The following is a 17,820-nucleotide window of genomic DNA, read 5'->3' as shown; positions in this document are numbered from 1 at the left end:
GTCAGGCCGTCGGTAAATCTGACAGGACCGACTTCTTCAGCAAAAAAGTGACCACCTCGACCGACAGGCTCACCAGATCGGCGGGGTCCATTTCGTTGATTTCCTGTGCGGTTAGCGCCGGGCTGGTTACGCGCGGCAGCACAACCATCATGGCGTTCACGTCCATATCCATCAGCGCCTGCAGGCGGGTGCCGCGCAGCGCACCGGACTGCGGCTTGCGCACGGTGACGGAGGTGATTTCGGTTTTGCCGCGCAGGATCGGGGTGTCCAGCTCAACGGCTTTTTCATTTGGAGCGGTTTTATCAGTCATGATGCGATTCCGTTAAAAAGAGAGTTAAGCGGCAGGCGCGCGGCCTGCCGGTGTGATTACAGGCCCAGCGCGTTGCGGTGCTTCTCCATCAGGTCGGTGCCGTCCACGATGTGGATCATGTTTACGATGTCGATTTCATAAACCACCTCGCCGTTGATGGTCAGCTTTGCGTAGCTGTTAGTGGCGGACACTTTGGTGGTGCTGGATTCGCCGGTCTTCCATTCGCCGGAGTCCAGCTCCTTATAGCGTCCGCGCGTGACCAGCTCGACCGCCTGCACTTCGCCGGTGTCGTCGCGCTGGATGGAGCCGGTGAAGCGCAGCTGAATGCCGTCCACGGTTTCGGTGCCAAGCTGCTTAAACAGCAGTGCTTCGGTGCCGCCGATGGTGAATTCCGTATCCAGCGCGCCGTCGTCCAGGCCCATGTCGATATCCACCGCACCAGCCATGCCGCCGCCGCGATACTTTTCGAACTTGCGCGCGACTTTTGGCAGCGTCAGGGACTCAACCAGCCCCTGCCAGTTGTTGCCTGCGTTGAACAGGTTCAGGTGCTTGAGTTTGCGGGGTAATGCCATCTTTCCGTCTCCTTATGCGCTGACGCGGCTGCTGAAATCGACCAGGTACTGGTCAGTGATGCGCTGGCGCAGCAGCAGGTTTTCCAGCGGCGGCACCGGCGTGTAGTCGTAGTCAATCAGCAGCTTGCCCGCCTTGAGCGTGTCCTTGTCGTTCACGCTCTCGTCCAGCCAGCAGTCCGCACCAATCAGATAGCCCTGATTCACCAGGCTGCGCAGCTTCGCGCGGATGCTCTCGATGATGTCGCGGGCCAGCGACGGGTTCAGCGCACCGTCAACGGACCACATCTGCGCTTCTGCCATCGTGTCCATCAGCACCTGCGCGGTGCGGGTGTAGCACTCAAACTGAAACAGCGCGTCATCACTGAGGCAGCGGGAACCCCAGAAGCGGAAACCGTCTTTACGGATCAGCGTGGTGACGTCGTTCTGGTTCAGCAGGCCCGCATCAGTGGCCGGATCCTGCAGGTCCCAGAAAACGTCTTTTGAAATGCCGGTGACGCCGTTCACGCCGACGTTTGACAGGGACTTATGCCAGCCGGTCTGCTCGTCAATTTTGGCGCGCAGGCCCAGCGCGCGTGCGGTGGCGTAGGCCGTCGCGTCCGCCTTCAGCACGGTGTCAAAGCTGATGAAGTCAGGCCAGATCAGCATCCCTTCGCGCTGGCTGAAGTTGGCGCGGTAGGCAATCGCCTCTTCAACGCTCTTACAGCCATACGCGGAGAGGTAGGCAAAGCCGCGCAGGCTCTGCGCCACGCTCAGCAGTTCGGTGGCGACGGCTTTGTTATCGTGGCCGGGCACGCCGAGAATACGGGGGTTGACGCCGCACTGAGACTGCGCAGCCAGCAGCGCCTTCATGCCGGTGCGCTGGCCGTCGGTCACGCCGCCGATGATGTTGGCGGTGGTTTCCGCTTCGGTCTGGCCCTGCGGCACGCGCACAACAACGGTGACGGGTTTTGACTGATCCGCGATGGCGTCCAGTGAGCGGGCCAGCGTGCCGGATTCCCCGGCTTTGCCGCTGGCGGTGAGTACGTCAGTTAACAGCACCGGGCGGTTTAGCGGGAAGGTGGCCGCGTCGGCGTCGTCGCCGGTGCAGACAAGTCCCACAATCGCAGTGCTGACGGTGGCGATGGTTCGGGTGCCCTCGTTGATTTCCTCAACGCGCACGCCGTGGTGATAATCCTGTGCCATGTGGCGGTTCTCCTGTGAAGGGGTTCCGCTATGGTGAAAGGTCGCGGGCGCGGGTGCATCCTGATGGCGTTGTGTGGAAAATCACACAATGAAAAAAGGCCCGTAGCGGGCCTGTTGGTTACTGCGGTTTTGCGGGCCAGCTGATGTCCGGCGCGCCTGACACGTCGGTGGCCTGCACCGCCTGAACGTACTTCATCCAGGCGGTAAGCGTGGCTTTGTCCGCATCGGTGATGATGCCTAACAGCAGCTGCGTCTGCCATGCCTGGGTGATGCCGTTTGCCTCGCTCACGCGCGCCGCCTTTTCGTTGGCCGCCGCCTCAAGCCGCGACTGCTGCTGTGCATCGCTGTCGGTCACCCACTTCTCACCGTCCCACTTATCAAACGCGGTTGCGGGGGCCTGCGTTGTGGTTTCCTCCGGATAGTCACCCAGCGCCGTGATTTTCACCGGCGCGCCGCCGGAAACCGGGTAAACCGTTTCGCCGCGATGGTCCGGCACGCGCTGCCAGCTGCCGTCCTGATACACGGCCACCGTGCCCGCCTGCGCGTCAGGCGGTGCGGTCAGGCAGGAACAGGCGGGCAGGCCGACGCCCTGCGCCAGAAACTCCTGCACCGCACCGTTAAACTCCCCGGTCAGCGCGTCATACCCGTACACCGTCAGTGTGCCGTCGGCTTTTGCCAGCCCATTCTTATCAAGCGTTGCCTTCGCCATTATGCAGCCCTCACGATGTAGTTAAACGCCACGTTTCGCGGGCGGTTCTCCGCCGCCACCGGCACCACGCGCGAGGCGTCAAAATAGATTTTCTCGCCCATAGACTGCCCGTTTGATGTGTTGCCAACAGGAGGCCCGTCGGTAATGGCTGCTCCATCAACATAAACGCCCTCATTGGCATTTTTGCCGTTATTGTAAAAAACCCCGTCTGACCTGCCGTTATAAGGCACGGCCAGCGACTGAACGCCGGTCATGTTCCTGATGGCATCGCCCTGCGCTGAAAGCAGCGCACGCCCGCTGTCAGCACCGCGCCCGTCGTCCCAGCCGCGGATAAACTCCCCGCGCAGGTCGGGCAGCTTCAGTGACGGATAGACTTTAGCCAGCGCCGGATAAGCGGAGGCACTGAAGGATGCGCCGTTGCACTTGAGCCAGCCGCTCGGAGGCGTTGCCAGCGGCCACGGCTGCGGAATGCCGACCGGCATTGCCGAACCGTCAGCGGCCAGCAGGTACTGCGGATGTGGATTCGCGGCGGCAAGGTGCGCAGCTGTCAGTTTGTCCGCATACTGGCGCCCCTCCAGCACGCTGTCGTCCACGTACTGCCGCGTTGCCAGCACCACGGACGGGTCCACCTTCAGCGTCACGGCGTCGGTGCTGCTGACGATGATGATCATACGCAGCCGCTGAGTGCGCCCGCTGCCCTCCTGCAGCTGCGGCTTGTAGGTTTCGGCGGTGTTGCACACGGCAATCAGCGTGCCGTCACCGTCAAACAGCCCCATTTCCCGGATCCAGAATCCGCCCTCGGTTTCCGGGATAACCTGCTCTGCAATAATCTGGCTGCTGTTGGCCGCGTCCACCGTCAGCGAGTTAAGCGCGGCGCGGCGCACCTCGTTAACCAGCTTCGTCTGGCTGGCGTTCGGCGTCGGCAGCGTGCCGCCGCCGTCGCCCACGGCCATGTGCGTGATGTTCAGTTTTGTGCCGAGCGACACGGCGTTGGCAATCTTTGCCGCGCCGGTACTGGTCACGATGGCATAGAATTTTGTCATGGTCCCACTTCCATCAGGTCGATAACGTGAACCGCCGCGCCCGTGTAGCTCTGGCCGCCGACGGAGATAATGTCCGGGGTGTAGGGGTAGACGGTGAGATCGTCGCCGTCATAGCTGCCCGCGCCAGTGAATAAAGTCCCGCCGCTCTGCAGGTTGATGGACATGCCCAGCAGGTGACGGCTGCACGGCTTCGCGTCGCTTATCAGCCGCTCAAGCTCCGCGTAGGTTTCTTCAGTAATGCCCTGGTCCTGCACGCCGATGTCCAGGCGGAACGTGCCCGGCGCTTCACCGTTTTTCCACCACTCAATGACGCGGATCAGGAAGCCGAAAGGCTCCACCACGCGGCGGATGGCACTGATGGTGCCCTTGTGCTGATGAATGTAAAACGCATCGCTCACCACCTGCCGCTTGACGCTCTCCGCCCAGCTTTCGTCCCATCGGTCCACCGAAAACGCCCAGGCCAGATAAGGCAGAAAGCTCACCGAGCAGGTGGCCGGGTTCCAAAGGTCGCGCAGCGGAACGTTCAGCCCGGAAATACCGCTGCAGGCTTCTGCCAGGCGGCGCTCCAGCGCAGATGAGCCGGGCGGCATCAGACTGCTGTTGCTCATGTCACCCCCTGATCGCCCGCCACGGAAATGTCCGTGCCGGTGCAGTAGCCCGCCTGCGTGCGGTCCATGATGATGTCCTGCGCCGGTTCGGTGATTTCCACCCAGTCCACACCGGCCACGCGCATCACCGCCCCGTAAGACTCACGCCGCACGCTGCGCCCCAGTTTTTTCTGCTCGGTCAGGTAAGCGGCCAGCTTCGCGTTTGCCGCCTCAAGACAGGGACCGGCGGCCACGCCGTCAAACAGGTGCAGCCTGGCCTTCACGCTGTAGCTGCGGATGGTTGCTCCCTGAACCGTCACGCGGTCGGCCACCGGGCGCACGCTGTCTGCGTTCAGCGCGGTGTTCACTGTGGTCAGCAAATCCGCTGCCGCCGTGCCGTCGCCCTCACGGCTCAGGACGGTGATCAGTACCGTCGCCGGTGACGGGCTGATGGCGGACACGTCCTGCACCCGGCCATCGGCGCTTTTCGCGTGAAACTCATACGCACCCGTCGGCCCGGCCACGCTCAGCCCCTCAAACGCCTCCGGCACGCGCACGCGAAGCGCATCGTCTGATTCCATCTCCGCATCCACCGGCGGCACCGCGTCCGGGTCAGCAGGGGTCACGGTCAGGCGCTGCACGTTACTGCGGGCGGCCAGCTGGTCCAGATCGCTGCCGAGCGCGTAAGCCACCATCACCGCCTGCGCCGCCTCGTTAATGCGCTGGCGCAGCAGGATTTCCCGGTAGACGTTCTCCTGCAGGCTTTTCACAACCGGATCGGACTCCAGCGCCAGCACGCGGCGCATGGCGGCCTGTTCATCCGCCGGATAAAGCGCAATCAGCGCCTCTTTGCGCTCTGCCAGCAGCGTTTCAAAGTCCGGCACCTCAATAATCTGCGGTGCAGGCAGCTGCGAAAGGTCAATTACTGCCACTGTTCACCCCCGTTGAAACCGTCAGAGAAAGCGGTGAGCCGTCGGCGCGCTGGCCGCTCAGATCAACCTGCATAGAGCCGTCCGCATTGCGCGTGATGTTTACCGAGGCCAGCCGGATGCGCGGCTCCCAGCGGCTCAGTGCGGTATAGGTGGCGGCCATCACCTGCAGTTCGGTGGCGTCGTTCTGCGGCTGGTCAATCAGCACCGACAGCAGCGAACCGTAACCACGCCGGGCAATGCGGCTGCCTTCCGGGGTGATCAGGATGTCGCGCACGCTTTGCCGGATGTGTTCGATGTCGGTAATGGCTTCGCCGGTGTCGCGGCTCATGCCGAGATACATCATTGCGGGCCTCCTGACATATCGCTGCCTTTCTTCACCCCGTCATGTAAGTGCTTATCAGCAATCACGCCGTTTGAACGCATTGAACCGCCGCCGTGTGTCACATCGCCGTTCATCGTGGTGTCACTGTTAATCCGTGTCTGACTGGCCTCTATCCCCAGCACGTCGGTGATCAGCTGAATGCCGTCTGCCGCTTCAATGCGCACGCTTTTGATATTCTTTATCAGCAGCAGGCCGGTTTCCGGCTCGTACTGAAACCAGCCGCCGTCCTTAAACACCGTGGTAGTGCCGTCTTCTGAATAGTCGGGCGGCGGGAAGGCTTCGGAATAAATGGCGGGCAGCGCAAAGGCAGTTTCAAGATTGCCGCCCAGGCTCAGCAGCACAACCTGCTCCCCGACGGTGGGCTGCCACCATGTGCGGGTGCTACCGGCGCGCAGGGTTAGCCAGTTAATCCAGTTGGTTTCAAGGTCGCCCGTTTTCACCCGGCAAAGCCAGTTAACCGGGTCCACTTCGGACACAGTGCCGGTGCGGATCAGGTTGGTGATAAGGCGCATGATTTCGGTGAGCTGAGTGTTCATTGAAAAATGATGCACTGCGGCTTATCTTTATGATAGCTTCTTAAATTGTGAGGTTTATGGCACAAAACCTATCTTTAGTACCCCTTAATTTTTTGCAGTCATGGAAGTCAGGTAAATAATGGACAAATATCTATTATGGTCTTTTATAATTATTGGTGTAGTGATATTAGTTTTGCTCGGTTTTAACAGAAGTTTTAGGAGAGATATAGGAAATATAGTTGGATATAATGGATCACCTACAAAAGAGGAGTTTGACAAACAACTTTTACCCATATGGCCTAGGGTTAGGAAACCATATGATAAAGTGGCATTCTCAGCTCAACATTTACAGGCTTACGCCCAAAAAATAATTTTCATTTGTTTAAGTTTACTGTTAATGGCAAAAGGTGTTATTGAAATTCTTGACACACTCAATGTCTTCGATAAAGTGAACGTGAGTCATGTCATTTATTATTGGAGTGTTAGGGATTTTCATTTAATTAAATTAACATGGACTGAAAGTGTTGATAGGTGGCCTCTAATATCACATGTTAGGCATATTAAAACTTTAACCTATGTTGCAAATGCATTAGCTATTTCTTGCGGATTACAGCTGGCTTACATGCTTGTCACTGAAGGTCCTGATGAGGCTGTTGAACCAATTATGCTTGGTATAGCATCAGTTATTCTGTTGATTTTGTCTACGATAGAACCCAGCCAGTGGAGTATTTATAATTCCATATCTATCATTTTGCTTATTCTTGGTATATTTTTATTGTATTACATGTCAGGAAAGATTAATAAAAATTAGCTTTGCAATGTTCTTGTAATTCATCTCGATTAATTTTAGGTAGGAGGTTAATGCGGTCAATCTCCTATTTTAATAAACCTTTTGAGTCTAGAAAGTTTATACAAACCTCTCTGATTTCCTTTTCTACTTCCTCACTTAATCCTAATAACGGACGCTCCGCATATTTCACCATCGGGCCGCGGCGGCTTACCCGGTCCCGCAGTCCGTAATGATGGACGCGCGCCAGCTTCTGAACCCCCGGCACAAAGGCAACTTCAGCTGCGTCCGCGCCTGCCTGCGCCTTCAGATACTTTGCCGTTTTCAGCTTCGCAAACATGCCGCGACGGATGCGCCCCTTTTTGCTGCGGGCGCTGATTCGGCGCGGCTCCCATGCGGTGCCGTCCGGGGAACGCTGTGCGGTGATGTTTGCCTGCTGAATGCGGTGCACGTCGCGTGCCACCTCGCGCAGCATCTTTTTCCGGGCGGCAGGCTCCAGCTGTGAGAGCAGCGCCGCCAGCCAGGCGTCCACTTCATGCAGTTCAGCCACGTTTCACCGTCCAGACTTCCTCCGGCGCGTCCGGCTCGGGCACCGCCTCAATACTGATTTTCCCGTCTACCGTCGTTGCCAGCACGCGCTCGGTCAGCTTCACGTCCATGCTGATGTCGCAGCGGTCATTGCCCAGAATATCCACCTCAAATGAAAACAGCCTTTCGCGCGCCTCGCTGTTCTGCAGCGCGTCGGGCTGGTTTTTCTGCAGCCACAAAAGCACCGGGGCCATCAGCAGGTTCTGGTCGCCGGTAAAGTCGGTGATCACCACGTTCAGTGTGTAGCGATATTCCCACGACAGGGATGGGGCAGACGTGGCGACCAGCTGGCCGCTGTCCACGAACAGGTGCAGGCGGTCCGGGTTGTCGGCCACGTAAGGGACCGACTTATTCAGGGCGCTGCGTAAGGACTGCGGCTTGTTCATCGTCTTTTTCCTGACAGCTGATGATGGTATCGACCTTACCGGCACATGCCGCCCAGGCGGCTTCCGTCTCGTCCAGCAGAGCCAGAAGGTCGCCGTTAGTGCGCGGCGCTGCCGGGTCCAGCTGGCAGCGGGTGATTTTCGGACAGCCACTCACGGTAAGATTCACCTCCTGAGAGGGCCGGTCGCTGGCGCAGCCGGACAACAGGATCAGGCAGAGCGGCATCAGCCCAGCTGCGCAGGTCTTCATTTTCACGTTTCAGTTCCTCAATCTTTCGCTGCCGGTCGCGCAGCAGCTGGCCGTTGCGTTCGGCGGCGGCGTAAAGCTGCGTCTGCGCCTGGCTGCTGGTCTGCGTCAGGATGTTCAGGGCAATCAGCTGGCTGTTTTTCTGGCTCAGCTTTTTGCCCTGGCCCTCAATGGTGGTCTGCTGCGCATCAATCCTGCCGTGGGCGCTGCTCAGCCGGTAAGACTGCACGCCGGTGACAAGCAGCAGGATCAGCACTATAACGGCCAGTGCGCGCGTCATGCTGCGGCCTGCTTAAGCTCTGGTCTGATCATCCAGCAATAAAACAAGGCGTTCAGGCTCATGAGCACCGTCAGCTGCCATCCCGCTGTCCACATCACCACTGCGATAATTACGCGGTGATACCACCTGAGCGGCACGCGGTCAGCCAGCTGCGCAAACCGCAGCAGCCACGCAAACACCCGTTTACGCTCCCTGCCGGTAAAAGCTGCAGCGCAGCACAGCCCTGAAAAACCGATGAAAGCCCATGCGATAAACTCCGCCCAAAGCAGCGCCGCCAGCGGATAGCCCGCAAAGCTGCCGTGACTGATACTGACCAGCGTCAGCAGGACGGCGAGTAACGCCGTAAACCACCATGTTTTAATCATCTGCATATCACACTCCTTTAAGGCACCAGGCCAGCTCACGCCCGCGCCGGTTATCCAGCCCCTGATTAAATACGCCTTTCACGTACACCCAGCGCGGCAGCTGATAACACGCATCGCGCCATTTACCCTTTTTCAGCAACGCCACCATTGTTGAACCGCACACGTTGCCGGTCCCGACGTTGAACGCCAGCGACACCAGCGCGTCATAAACCTGCTGCGGCATGGAAACCGCCACGCAGCGCGCCAGTGCCGCTTCAGTGCGCAACACGTTGGTGATGAAATTCCCCGCCGCCTGCCGTTCCGTGATGGACTTACCCGGCACCACGCCGGACGTGTTACCGATCCCGTCGGTCCACTTTCCCGCGCTGCACTGGTACGGCTGCAGGCGGCAGCCCTCGTAATCCGCAATCAGCCGCAGCCCCTCCACGGAGGTGTGCAGCTGCTGAAATCCGGGCATTGATGCGGCCAGCGCCAGCACCACGCCCACGGCGCAGCGTTTAACGGTCTGCAGATTCATACTCCCCCCGCGTGATGCGCCCGCTTGCCAGAAGCTGATAGGTTTTGTGTTTGTAGTACCAGCTGATAAGCGCCATCAGCAGGCCGATAAGCACACCGGCCACGGTGGACATGTCTTTCAGGTCCATGCCGCCCAGCCACGCCATCACTACCGCAATGCACCAGGTTAAAAAGGTGGTGATTTTTTCCCACATGATTCAGTCCCAAAGCTGGACGGCCTGCACGGTGGCCGTCGCTGTCACGTCCGGCAGCTCCACCTCCAGCCCGTGCGGTAAGAGGGGGCCGTGCTCCGCCAGCCCCGGATTTGCCTGCAGCATCTGTTCCGTCATGCCCTGCGTGCGCCCGTAGTGACGCCAGCAGAGTGCGTCCACCGTGTCATACTGCTGCGCACGCACCTTCATCAGATAAGCTCCACGGTGCAGTGCGGCATGTCCTGCACACGGCTGATGGCCCAGCGCGCATCGCGCCAGAGATCGCCGCTGGCATCGCTCAGTTCTTCGCCGCGCTTAACTGCTGTCGCGGTGGCGTCAAAGTCCTGATAACGCTCGTTCAGCACCGCACGCGTCCAGCACCACACCGCATTTTCATAGTGATGCAGCCGCACGCTCACACCGGCCAGCTTCTCAGCCGGAACGTCAGCCAGGCCGTTATGACCAGCCAGCTCCTGCCGCTCACGCCACGGGTAAAGCTCCGCGTTAACCTCCGCCATCGCGGTCAGCACCACCTGACGCAGACGCTCCGGCGTCACGGTGCCGTCAACGCGCATGACGCTGCGGAACTTCGCCAGATCAACGTCCGGCCAGAATGAGTTGTTGGGGATAATGTCCGGCGCTGCCGTCGCCTTCTGTGGCGCGATAAATTCCATTGCTTTGTTACTCCTGAATAGGTGGGCGGTGGACGGGATTTTGATGCGGCGCTGCCTGTCGCCACCCCGTGCCGCCCCGCGCGTGGGCACGTCCGGTTATCAGCTGGCGTTACGGATTTTCCGCTCCAGCTGCTCAATGTCTTTTTTCACACCGCAGCGCTCATCAAGCTGCATGGCCTGCTGAAGATGGTTCAGCGCAGAGACGGGCTGGCTTTCGCGCAGCACCCAGCCGATGGACTTGTGCAGGCGCGCGCGCGACTGATCGGGCATGTCCCGATCGCCAATCGCATCAAGCGTCTGCAGCAGCAGTGCGGAATCGAAGGTGTTTTTTGCCTGAAGGGCATTTTTAGCGGCGTCGGCCATTTCTTCGGCCAGCAGCGTCTGCACGTTGCGGTTAAAGCCCTGCGGCATTCCCCAGCCGTGTTTCAGCGCGTGGCGGCCAATGGTGAGCGCACCGGCATAGTCACCGGCGTCAATGCGCCACAGCATCACGTACATCAGCACGTCGTCCTGCTGCCCGCCATCGGCGGTCAGCACACCGTCCACCCAGGCAACGTATTTCGGCAGGACTTCGACCTTAATTTCCGCCTTCTTCACGGTGGACTGAATGCCCTTGAGGCGGCGGCGGTCTTCATTCAGCTGCATCAGCATCAGCTCATAGCCGCTGGCGTGGCGAACACTGCCGCCCTGACGGGCGGCCTGTTCAGCCTGGACGCGCTGGCGGTGCTGCCGTGCGGGACTCAGGCTCATGAATTAACCCTCTGCACCGGCTGACTGCGCAGCAGCAGCGGCCACGATTTCGATATTCTCGATCAGCGCCGCGCAGCGGTAATCCTCCACCACGTACGCCTCGTTGACCGACTCAAAGTTTTCGATGCGGTCACGCTTCGGATTATCAATCAGCGAACGGCGGCGGGAATCTTCCTGCCAGTAGATGGACAGGTTATCCAGACGGGTGATCAGCACAGCGTTTGCCGGGAAGTACGGCGCGCGCACCGCCTGCAGGCCGCCCATGCGTTTCTGGCTGATGATCATGTCAGCGGCCAGCTTTTCGGTGTTGGCCTGATCGCTGTTGACCAGCGGGAAATACTTGTCGGACAGCAGCTCACGTCCGCAGATCACCACCAGTTCGTCGTCGTCCTGGAAGATGGGATCGATAAGCTCGTTCACCGCATCCATCACCAGCGCGTCGAGGTTGGCATAGGCTCCGCCCTTGCCGACCTTCACTGGCGCGGCGGTGGTTGTGCCTTCTTTGGTGGTGCTGCCCATGACGTTATCAGGCGCATCTTCGCGGACCTTTTGCAGCCAACCCTTATTTACGTCCTGCAGCAGCGGGTTTTCCGCGCGGTTGGAGGTTTTGGCACGCTTCACGCCGTTGAAGCCGATCATGATGCGGTCCAGCGCCTGTCGCTTCACGATGGCGTCGCGGATGCGAGTCTGGAAGTCCTGAAACTTCGCCCACAGGTCCAGCTTCGCGTAGGTGATGGCCGTATCGAAGTTGGTCTGTTCGCACTTGTAGCTGATGTCCGACATATCCGTCGGGTCAGTCGGCTCACGCTCTTTGGCACCGGTATCGGTGGTGCCTGCGATGGTGCTGCCGACGCCGAGGCCTAGCAGCTGGCCTGACTGATCGGTTACGCCGATCACGTTAACCAGGGTCAGAAATGCCGTTGACTGCTGAATGGTATCTTCAAGCGTCTGCGCAACGGACGGCTCCACGCTGAACTTGCCGTGCAGCTCTTCCTGCTCAACTTTGTAAACGCGCGCCAGCTGCACCAGAAAGGCGTTGAAGGCAAAACGGGTATTCTTTTTCATGGGGTTTACTGCTCCTTTAGCAGTTGGTCAGGTGTCCGGCTGGCGCGTTGCCACCCGGCGTGCGCTGGCGGAAATCTTTGCGACCGTCTTCGCGCTCCAGCTGCTCTTTCAGCTCACTGAAATCAGCTTTCTGAGCATCAAACTCAAGGACGCGCGTCTGCAGGTCCGCTTCCAGCCTGCTCAGGCGTTCAGTCTGCTCCTGCAGCGCCTTATCGGTGCGGGTGCCGTACTGCTGCTGTTCGCTGGCAATCAGCTCAACTGCCTGATGCACGTCGCTGAAGCGGGCGGCATCGGTCTGCTGCTGCTTTGCAAACATGGCTTTGATGCGGGTAAACAGGGCGGGCTTTTCCTCCGGCACGTCTTCCAGTTCGATCACCGTTTCGGTGGCCGCGCTGAACAGGTTTTCCGGGTGCTGCTTGCGTTTTGCCAGCGGGTTCTGCTCCGCTTTGGCACTGAAGGCCAGCATTTCGGTGCCGAGGCTTGCCGGGTCATCAGTGACGGCCAGACCAACCAGATAAGGTGCGTCGGTATCGGCAAACTTCAGGCTGATTTCCATCGACGTGAACAGCTTCTGCATTTTGCCGGTCATATCGATCAGATCATCCGACGGGGAAATCGTGGCAAAAAGCCCCAGCTTTCCTTTCAGCAATCCGTCTTTGATTTCTTCAGTGTCCAGCGCATCAATGACACCGAACCGGCGGAACGGACTATCCGGCGTGTAGCCCTTGATGTGTTCCATGTTGATGACGGCGGTATAAACAGCCGGATCGTATTTTGCCGCCATCTGCTCAAGCCAGCTGCGCTCGATGGTGCGCCCGTCCGTGGTGGCACCTTCCACCCCGATACGGAAACGCTTTGCTTTCTTTGCCATTGTCCAGGCTCCGTTGTGATAAATCGCTCTGAGGCCCTATGTTTGCGGTGAGGGGGGTAGCGAAACAACGCGCGGACGTTGTACGACTTACGACACAATGAGGGACAGCAGAAAAGGCGGCGGCGGGGCCGTATTTTGGCTGCATGAACATGACACCCGCCCCCGAAGACCTCGATCCCCGCAGGCAGGCTTTGCTGCTGCACTTTCAGGGATACCGCATCGCCCGCATTGCTGAAATGCTGGGAGAGAAACCCGCAACCGTTCACAGCTGGAAAAAGCGCGACAGGTGGGGCGACTATGGCCCGCTGGATCAGATGCAGCTGACTACCGCCGCACGCTACTGCCAACTGGTCATGAAGGAGACGAAGGAAGGGAAGGACTATAAAGAAATCGACCTGCTGGCCCGGCAGTCAGAGCGCCACGCCCGGATCGGGAAATTCAATAACGGCGGCAATGAAGCCGACCTGAACCCCAACGTGGAAAACCGCAACAAAGGCTCGCGATCAGCACCAATAAAGAACCTGTTCACCGACGAGTAGATTGAGAAACTGCAGGAAATCTTCCACAGCTCAATGTTCGGCTACCAGCGCCAGTGGTGGGATGCGGGTAACAAGCACCGCATCCGCAACGTGCTTAAATCCCGCCAGATTGGTGCGACGTTTTACTTTGCCCGCGAGGCGCTGATCGATGCGCTGACCACCGGGCGCAACCAGATTTTTCTGTCGGCCAGCAAGGCGCAGGCGCACGTCTTTAAGCAGTACATCATCGAATTCGCCAAAGAGGCGGACGTTGAACTTAAGGGCGACCCGATGACGCTGAGTAACGGCGCGTGCCTGTACTTCTTAGGCACAAACGCCCGCACCGCACAGAGCTATCACGGCAATCTTTACCTGGATGAATATTTCTGGATCCCGAAGTTTCAGGAACTGCGCAAGGTGGCGTCCGGCATGGCGCTGCATAAGAAGTGGCGGCAGACCTACTTTTCCACGCCGTCCAGCCTGACGCACAGCGCCTATCCGTTCTGGTCCGGCGCGCTCTATAACCGGGGCCGCGCGAAGGCGGACCGCGTAGACATTGACCTGACGCACCCGAACCTGTCGCCGGGCCGCTTCTGCGATGACGGCCAGTTTCGCCAGATTGTTACCGTAGAGGATGCGGTGCGCGGCGGCTGTAACCTGTTTGACCTTGACCAGCTGCGCCTGGAATACAGCCCGCCGGAATACCAGAACCTGCTGATGTGTGAATTCGTGGATGATCTCGCGTCCGTCTTCCCGCTGCAGCTGCTGCAGAAATGCATGGTGGACAGCTGGGAAGTGTGGAAAGACGATTTCGAAGCACTGGCGCTGCGTCCGTTCGGCTGGCGTGAAGTCTGGATCGGGTACGACCCGGCGAAGGGCACGCAGAAAGGCGACAGCGCCGGGTGCGTGGTCATGGCTCCGCCCGCCGTGCCGGGCGGTAAGTTCCGCATCCTTGAGCGGCATCAGTGGCGCGGTATGGACTTCCGGGCGCAGGCTGAGTCCATCAAAAAACTGACGCAGCAGTATAACGTCACCTATATCGGCATCGACTCCACCGGCGTTGGCCTGGGGGTTTATGAAAACGTAAAAGCGTTTTTCCCGGCGGTGAAAGAGTTCGTCTACAACCCGACCGTAAAAAACGCCCTGGTGCTGAAGGCATTCGACATCATCAGCGGCGGGCGGTTGGAATTCGACGCCGGCCACCTCGACATCGCGCAGTCATTTATGGCAATCCGCCGTGCCACCACGGCCAGCGGCAACCGCCCGACCTACGAAGCCAGCCGTAGCGAAGAAGCCAGCCACGCGGACTTAGCCTGGGCGGCCATGCACGCGCTGGCAAACGAACCGCTGCAGGGTGAATCCGCCCACACACGCAACATCATGGAGATTTTTTAAATGAGCAAACGCAGGAACCGCACGCGCACGCAGCCCGTGCAGGAGCAGATGACCGGCGGCCCGGCGGCGGAAGCGTTCACCTTTGGCGACCCGATCCCGGTGCTGGACCGCCGCGAACTGCTGGACTATGTGGAATGCGTAGTGCTGGACCGGTGGTATGAGCCGCCGGTGAGTTTTGACGGGCTGGCGCGAACGTTCCGCGCCGCCGTACATCACAGCTCACCGCTGAACGTGAAGCGCAACATCCTGACCAGCACGTTTATCCCGCACCGGCTGCTAAGTGGTCAGGCGTTCAGCCGCTTTATCCAGGACTATCTGGTATTCGGTAACGCCTACCTTGAGAAGCGAACTAACCGCTTGGGCGGCGTGATTGCTCTTGAGCCATCGCTGGCGAAATTCACCCGGCGCGGCACCGATTTAGACACCTACTGGTTTGCACAGTATGGCCTGACCACGCAGCCCTACCAGTTTACGCCGGGCAGCGTGTTTCACCTGATGGAACCGGACCTTAATCAGGAGATTTACGGCCTGCCGGAATACCTGTCCGCCATCCCGTCAACGCTGCTGAATGAGTCGGCTACGCTGTTCCGCCGCAAGTATTATCTCAACGGCAGCCACGCCGGTTTCATCATGTACATGACCGACGCCGCGCAGAATCAGGAGGATGTGGACAACATCCGCAAAGCGATGAAGAGCGCGAAGGGGCCGGGCAACTTCCGCAATCTGTTTATGTATTCCCCCAACGGAAAGAAAGACGGGATTCAGATCATCCCGCTGTCAGAGGTGGCGGCCAAGGATGAATTTCTGAACATCAAGAACGTGAGCCGCGATGACATGATGGCGGCGCACCGCGTACCGCCGCAGATGATGGGGATTATGCCAAATAATGTTGGAGGTTTTGGAGATGTTGAAAAAGCAAGCAGAGTTTTTGTACGTAATGAACTCATGCCATTGCAAAAGCGCTTAGAGGAGCTCAATGTTTGGTTAGGCGAAGAGATAATAACATTTAGTGATTACATCTTAGATTAGAAAAACCTTGATCATCATAAGATGATCAAGGAAGTTTATTCATTATGTGGCAAAGGATTAAAAGTATCTCCTAAATAATTCCTCACTGACACTCTTATCAATCCAACATGACTGAAATACACACCTCTCAAAAGCCTTTCCACATTAGACACACCTGTTAAAGATTTACCTTTAGCAAGCTCGGCATTTTTTCTTTCGACAAGTTCTTTATCTTCTTTTAGCACATCAGGAAGTGACTCTTCCAAAATGCGAATTAATTGACTCGTGGTTTTTATATTGTTGTTATATAACTCAGCAAAAAGCTGGTCAAAATCATCGTCAGGCTTGGCATTTTCGGGTGGTAAATATTTATTAGCAACAAGCTTAAGGCTCTCAACATTTAACTGCTCATCCGTTAAATCCGTTACATTTTCATCCTCTATAGAAGCAATGTATTGCTCTCTATCGTCGAGAATCCTTTCAAACTCAAGATCGACAACCTCTAGAATTGCAGAAGCTCTATTAATGGCACGACGCAACTGTGGAGGAACACTTTTTTCATGCTTATATTGCAATTTATGAGAAGCTGCAGCCCAGATATGTTGAGCTAGCGTACGAACTTGAATTTCAGCTTTAAGCTCTCCAAACGAGCTAAACGTAGGTATCTCTAGCCAAGCATCAGGTACTTTCACAATATAATGTCTAGATTGATAGCCAAATTTATCTTCAGCTAACCCATGGAGTTTATCTTCCTCATGAAGGATGACAAATTTTTCTTTAATGCATTTGGTTACATAGTCAAGATCCCTTTTGAACAACAAAATAACCCTTACCCCTACAAAGTCGTCAAGGTCAGTTACTTTAGCTATTTCAATTTCTTTTCTTTCCAGCTTAGAATTAAGAGAGTCAAAATCTTTTACTCGGCTCTCGATTGGCACCCCAAGAGTTACATTTCGTTCAGAAAGCAACCTTGCTAATTGCTCAACCAAACTGATGCTAAATTGCTCAGCTATTCCTACGCTATTTTTATACTCGACAGTCAAAATTTCTCTATCCATTTATCTTCCTCAAATTATGTAAAGCCTTAACCATTTAGATAAAATGTATTAGCTATAGCAAAAAACCCCTATTAAGATTAATCTCATTCAATTTTGGATTGTTGTCAATTCTTATTACATCGGCATTGCTATAACCTTCAGCGCGCGCTCGTACCCCCGCCACGCCTGCCCGCTTTATGCAGTGGTTTTCATGCACCTGCATGACATAAGCAAAAGCCCGCCAGTACTGGCGGGCCGGAGGGCTAACGATCCTTTTGGGATCATGCGAATTCATGCAGCATAGACATGCACTCACGCGCATAGAGTCAGAACAGTGACAGATTATTATCCAGGGATATGTATTTCACATCAGCCGGGAAAGAATTTTTCTGCCCCTGAAGATAAATCAGCCCCTGCGAAAGAGAAACCGGCTCATGAATTTCAAACCAGAAAATCCCGTCAAAGGTGCGACCTAACCAGAAGCCGCCGCCGTTCTCTTTTGGCCGCTGAAAGAAAACCAATCCGCCTGGCGCATAATCAGTCAGGCTTTCGCCCCGGTAAACTACCTGATAATTTGAATCGCTACCGGCCATCGCCTAACGCCTCGCAATGCTCGTTGTTCAACCTTGCCAGCGCCAAAAATGAATTTTGACGCCAGCAACGTTATCAGTGTTGGTATTGCCAGCTGTCGTCTTCCCATACTGATTGCAGAATATCCATTACGTTCTTTTTCTCATCGTCCTGCCTGACTCCGCTCAATATGACGCCATTTGCGCTACCTTCCCGAATTCGAATAGTGGTGTCGGGATAAAATGGTAGAAAATTCCGGTAAAGTTCGGCCTCAAGTGCAGTGATAATATTCGGGCTAATCTTCTGCTGTTTATTAATCATAATTTCGATTCGCATGTGATCC

Annotated in this window: 26 protein-coding genes and 1 pseudogene; 3 read left to right on the top strand and 24 right to left on the bottom strand. The window is 57.1% G+C overall.

The genetic code is table 11. The features are described from left to right. Nucleotide 1: 1 nt before the first annotated feature. The 9 genes from Q7C21_RS16540 to Q7C21_RS16500 form a co-directional block, all read right to left on the bottom strand. Nucleotides 2-310, bottom strand: coding sequence for a phage tail assembly protein (locus Q7C21_RS16540; protein ID WP_375150931.1), 309 nt, complete (start codon nt 308-310; stop codon nt 2-4). A gap of 56 nt (nt 311-366) precedes the next feature. Beyond that, nucleotides 367-882: a phage major tail tube protein gene (locus Q7C21_RS16535; RefSeq protein WP_271152672.1), complete on the bottom strand. Its 516-nt coding sequence runs from the start codon at nt 880-882 to the stop codon at nt 367-369. 12 nt (nt 883-894) lie between these two features. After that, nucleotides 895-2,064 carry a phage tail sheath protein gene (locus tag Q7C21_RS16530; protein WP_375150930.1) on the bottom strand — a complete coding sequence of 390 codons (1,170 nt, stop codon included), beginning with the start codon at nt 2,062-2,064 and terminating at the stop codon, nt 895-897. A gap of 118 nt (nt 2,065-2,182) precedes the next feature. After that, on the bottom strand, nt 2,183-2,773 hold the full coding sequence (locus Q7C21_RS16525) for a tail fiber assembly protein (protein WP_375150929.1): 591 nt from the start codon (nt 2,771-2,773) through the stop codon (nt 2,183-2,185). After that, a complete protein-coding gene (locus Q7C21_RS16520) occupies nt 2,773-3,816 on the bottom strand; it encodes a phage tail protein (RefSeq protein ID WP_375150928.1) in 1,044 nt (347 codons plus the stop codon). Before Q7C21_RS16520 ends, Q7C21_RS16525 begins: the two co-directional genes overlap by 1 nt. Further along, nucleotides 3,813-4,424, bottom strand: a complete 612-nt coding sequence (locus Q7C21_RS16515; protein ID WP_375150927.1) for a phage tail protein I — start codon at nt 4,422-4,424, stop codon at nt 3,813-3,815. Before Q7C21_RS16515 ends, Q7C21_RS16520 begins: the two co-directional genes overlap by 4 nt. After that, a complete protein-coding gene (locus tag Q7C21_RS16510) occupies nt 4,421-5,335 on the bottom strand; it encodes a baseplate J/gp47 family protein (RefSeq protein WP_375150926.1) in 915 nt (304 codons plus the stop codon). Before Q7C21_RS16510 ends, Q7C21_RS16515 begins: the two co-directional genes overlap by 4 nt. Beyond that, a complete protein-coding gene (locus Q7C21_RS16505; RefSeq protein WP_375150925.1) occupies nt 5,322-5,678 on the bottom strand; it encodes a GPW/gp25 family protein in 357 nt (118 codons plus the stop codon). Before Q7C21_RS16505 ends, Q7C21_RS16510 begins: the two co-directional genes overlap by 14 nt. Continuing rightward, nucleotides 5,675-6,253 carry a phage baseplate assembly protein V gene (locus Q7C21_RS16500; RefSeq protein WP_375150924.1) on the bottom strand — a complete coding sequence of 193 codons (579 nt, stop codon included), beginning with the start codon at nt 6,251-6,253 and terminating at the stop codon, nt 5,675-5,677. Before Q7C21_RS16500 ends, Q7C21_RS16505 begins: the two co-directional genes overlap by 4 nt. Nucleotides 6,254-6,371: 118 nt before the next feature. Between Q7C21_RS16500 and Q7C21_RS16495 the strand changes: the two genes are divergently transcribed. Beyond that, the gene (locus tag Q7C21_RS16495; RefSeq protein WP_375150923.1) at nt 6,372-7,043 is read left to right on the top strand and encodes a hypothetical protein; all 672 of its coding nucleotides are present in this window, start codon (nt 6,372-6,374) and stop codon (nt 7,041-7,043) included. Between the two features lie 64 nt (nt 7,044-7,107). Here the strand turns inward: Q7C21_RS16495 and Q7C21_RS16490 are convergent, their stop codons facing one another. The 12 genes from Q7C21_RS16490 to Q7C21_RS16435 form a co-directional block, all read right to left on the bottom strand. Continuing rightward, nucleotides 7,108-7,569 (bottom strand): phage virion morphogenesis protein, encoded by a 462-nt coding sequence (locus tag Q7C21_RS16490; RefSeq protein WP_375150922.1) that lies wholly within the window; start codon nt 7,567-7,569, stop codon nt 7,108-7,110. Then, nucleotides 7,562-7,993: a phage tail protein gene (locus tag Q7C21_RS16485; RefSeq protein WP_375150921.1), complete on the bottom strand. Its 432-nt coding sequence runs from the start codon at nt 7,991-7,993 to the stop codon at nt 7,562-7,564. Before Q7C21_RS16485 ends, Q7C21_RS16490 begins: the two co-directional genes overlap by 8 nt. Beyond that, complete coding sequence (lysC, locus tag Q7C21_RS16480; RefSeq protein ID WP_233267932.1) at nt 7,956-8,195, bottom strand: Rz1-like lysis system protein LysC; 240 nt, start codon at nt 8,193-8,195, stop codon at nt 7,956-7,958. Before lysC ends, Q7C21_RS16485 begins: the two co-directional genes overlap by 38 nt. Further along, a complete protein-coding gene (gene lysB, locus Q7C21_RS16475; RefSeq protein WP_375150920.1) occupies nt 8,089-8,517 on the bottom strand; it encodes an Rz-like lysis system protein LysB in 429 nt (142 codons plus the stop codon). Before lysB ends, lysC begins: the two co-directional genes overlap by 107 nt. After that, nucleotides 8,514-8,888 (bottom strand): DNZ54_00345 family protein, encoded by a 375-nt coding sequence (locus Q7C21_RS16470; RefSeq protein WP_375150919.1) that lies wholly within the window; start codon nt 8,886-8,888, stop codon nt 8,514-8,516. The genes lysB and Q7C21_RS16470 overlap by 4 nt, the downstream gene beginning before the upstream one ends. A gap of 1 nt (nt 8,889) precedes the next feature. Further along, nucleotides 8,890-9,399 (bottom strand): lysozyme, encoded by a 510-nt coding sequence (locus Q7C21_RS16465; RefSeq protein ID WP_285087594.1) that lies wholly within the window; start codon nt 9,397-9,399, stop codon nt 8,890-8,892. Further along, nucleotides 9,380-9,592 (bottom strand): hypothetical protein, encoded by a 213-nt coding sequence (locus Q7C21_RS16460; protein ID WP_375150918.1) that lies wholly within the window; start codon nt 9,590-9,592, stop codon nt 9,380-9,382. Before Q7C21_RS16460 ends, Q7C21_RS16465 begins: the two co-directional genes overlap by 20 nt. Nucleotides 9,593-9,595: 3 nt before the next feature. Then, entirely contained in the window at nt 9,596-9,799 is a 204-nt protein-coding gene (locus Q7C21_RS16455) for a tail protein X (RefSeq protein ID WP_375150917.1), read from the bottom strand. Continuing rightward, complete coding sequence (locus tag Q7C21_RS16450) at nt 9,799-10,263, bottom strand: head completion/stabilization protein (protein WP_061902068.1); 465 nt, start codon at nt 10,261-10,263, stop codon at nt 9,799-9,801. Before Q7C21_RS16450 ends, Q7C21_RS16455 begins: the two co-directional genes overlap by 1 nt. 99 nt (nt 10,264-10,362) lie before the next feature. Then, the gene (locus Q7C21_RS16445) at nt 10,363-11,013 is read right to left on the bottom strand and encodes a terminase endonuclease subunit (RefSeq protein WP_375150916.1); all 651 of its coding nucleotides are present in this window, start codon (nt 11,011-11,013) and stop codon (nt 10,363-10,365) included. Between the two features lie 3 nt (nt 11,014-11,016). Next, the gene (locus Q7C21_RS16440) at nt 11,017-12,078 is read right to left on the bottom strand and encodes a phage major capsid protein, P2 family (protein ID WP_375150915.1); all 1,062 of its coding nucleotides are present in this window, start codon (nt 12,076-12,078) and stop codon (nt 11,017-11,019) included. 16 nt (nt 12,079-12,094) lie between these two features. Next, nucleotides 12,095-12,949, bottom strand: a complete 855-nt coding sequence (locus Q7C21_RS16435; RefSeq protein WP_375150914.1) for a GPO family capsid scaffolding protein — start codon at nt 12,947-12,949, stop codon at nt 12,095-12,097. 143 nt (nt 12,950-13,092) lie between these two features. Here Q7C21_RS16435 and Q7C21_RS16430 point away from each other — a divergent pair. Together Q7C21_RS16430 and Q7C21_RS16425 are read left to right on the top strand one after the other, a co-directional pair. Beyond that, nucleotides 13,093-14,862, top strand: a pseudogene (locus Q7C21_RS16430) (terminase ATPase subunit family protein). Continuing rightward, on the top strand, nt 14,863-15,891 hold the full coding sequence (locus tag Q7C21_RS16425; RefSeq protein ID WP_375150913.1) for a phage portal protein: 1,029 nt from the start codon (nt 14,863-14,865) through the stop codon (nt 15,889-15,891). A 35-nt stretch (nt 15,892-15,926) separates the two neighbouring features. Here Q7C21_RS16425 and Q7C21_RS16420 read toward each other — a convergent pair whose 3' ends face one another. From Q7C21_RS16420 to Q7C21_RS16410, 3 genes are all read right to left on the bottom strand, one after another. Further along, nucleotides 15,927-16,928: a GTP pyrophosphokinase family protein gene (locus Q7C21_RS16420; RefSeq protein WP_375150912.1), complete on the bottom strand. Its 1,002-nt coding sequence runs from the start codon at nt 16,926-16,928 to the stop codon at nt 15,927-15,929. 305 nt (nt 16,929-17,233) lie between these two features. Next, nucleotides 17,234-17,500, bottom strand: coding sequence for a hypothetical protein (locus Q7C21_RS16415; RefSeq protein WP_375150911.1), 267 nt, complete (start codon nt 17,498-17,500; stop codon nt 17,234-17,236). 73 nt (nt 17,501-17,573) lie between these two features. Further along, a complete protein-coding gene (locus Q7C21_RS16410) occupies nt 17,574-17,813 on the bottom strand; it encodes a DinI-like family protein (protein ID WP_375150910.1) in 240 nt (79 codons plus the stop codon). Nucleotides 17,814-17,820 lie beyond the last annotated feature (7 nt).

This window comes from Pantoea sp. ANP04, assembly GCF_041982285.1.
In the GTDB taxonomy this organism is placed as follows: domain Bacteria; phylum Pseudomonadota; class Gammaproteobacteria; order Enterobacterales; family Enterobacteriaceae; genus Pantoea; species Pantoea eucalypti.
This window is presented reverse-complemented; position numbering and strand designations above follow the sequence as displayed.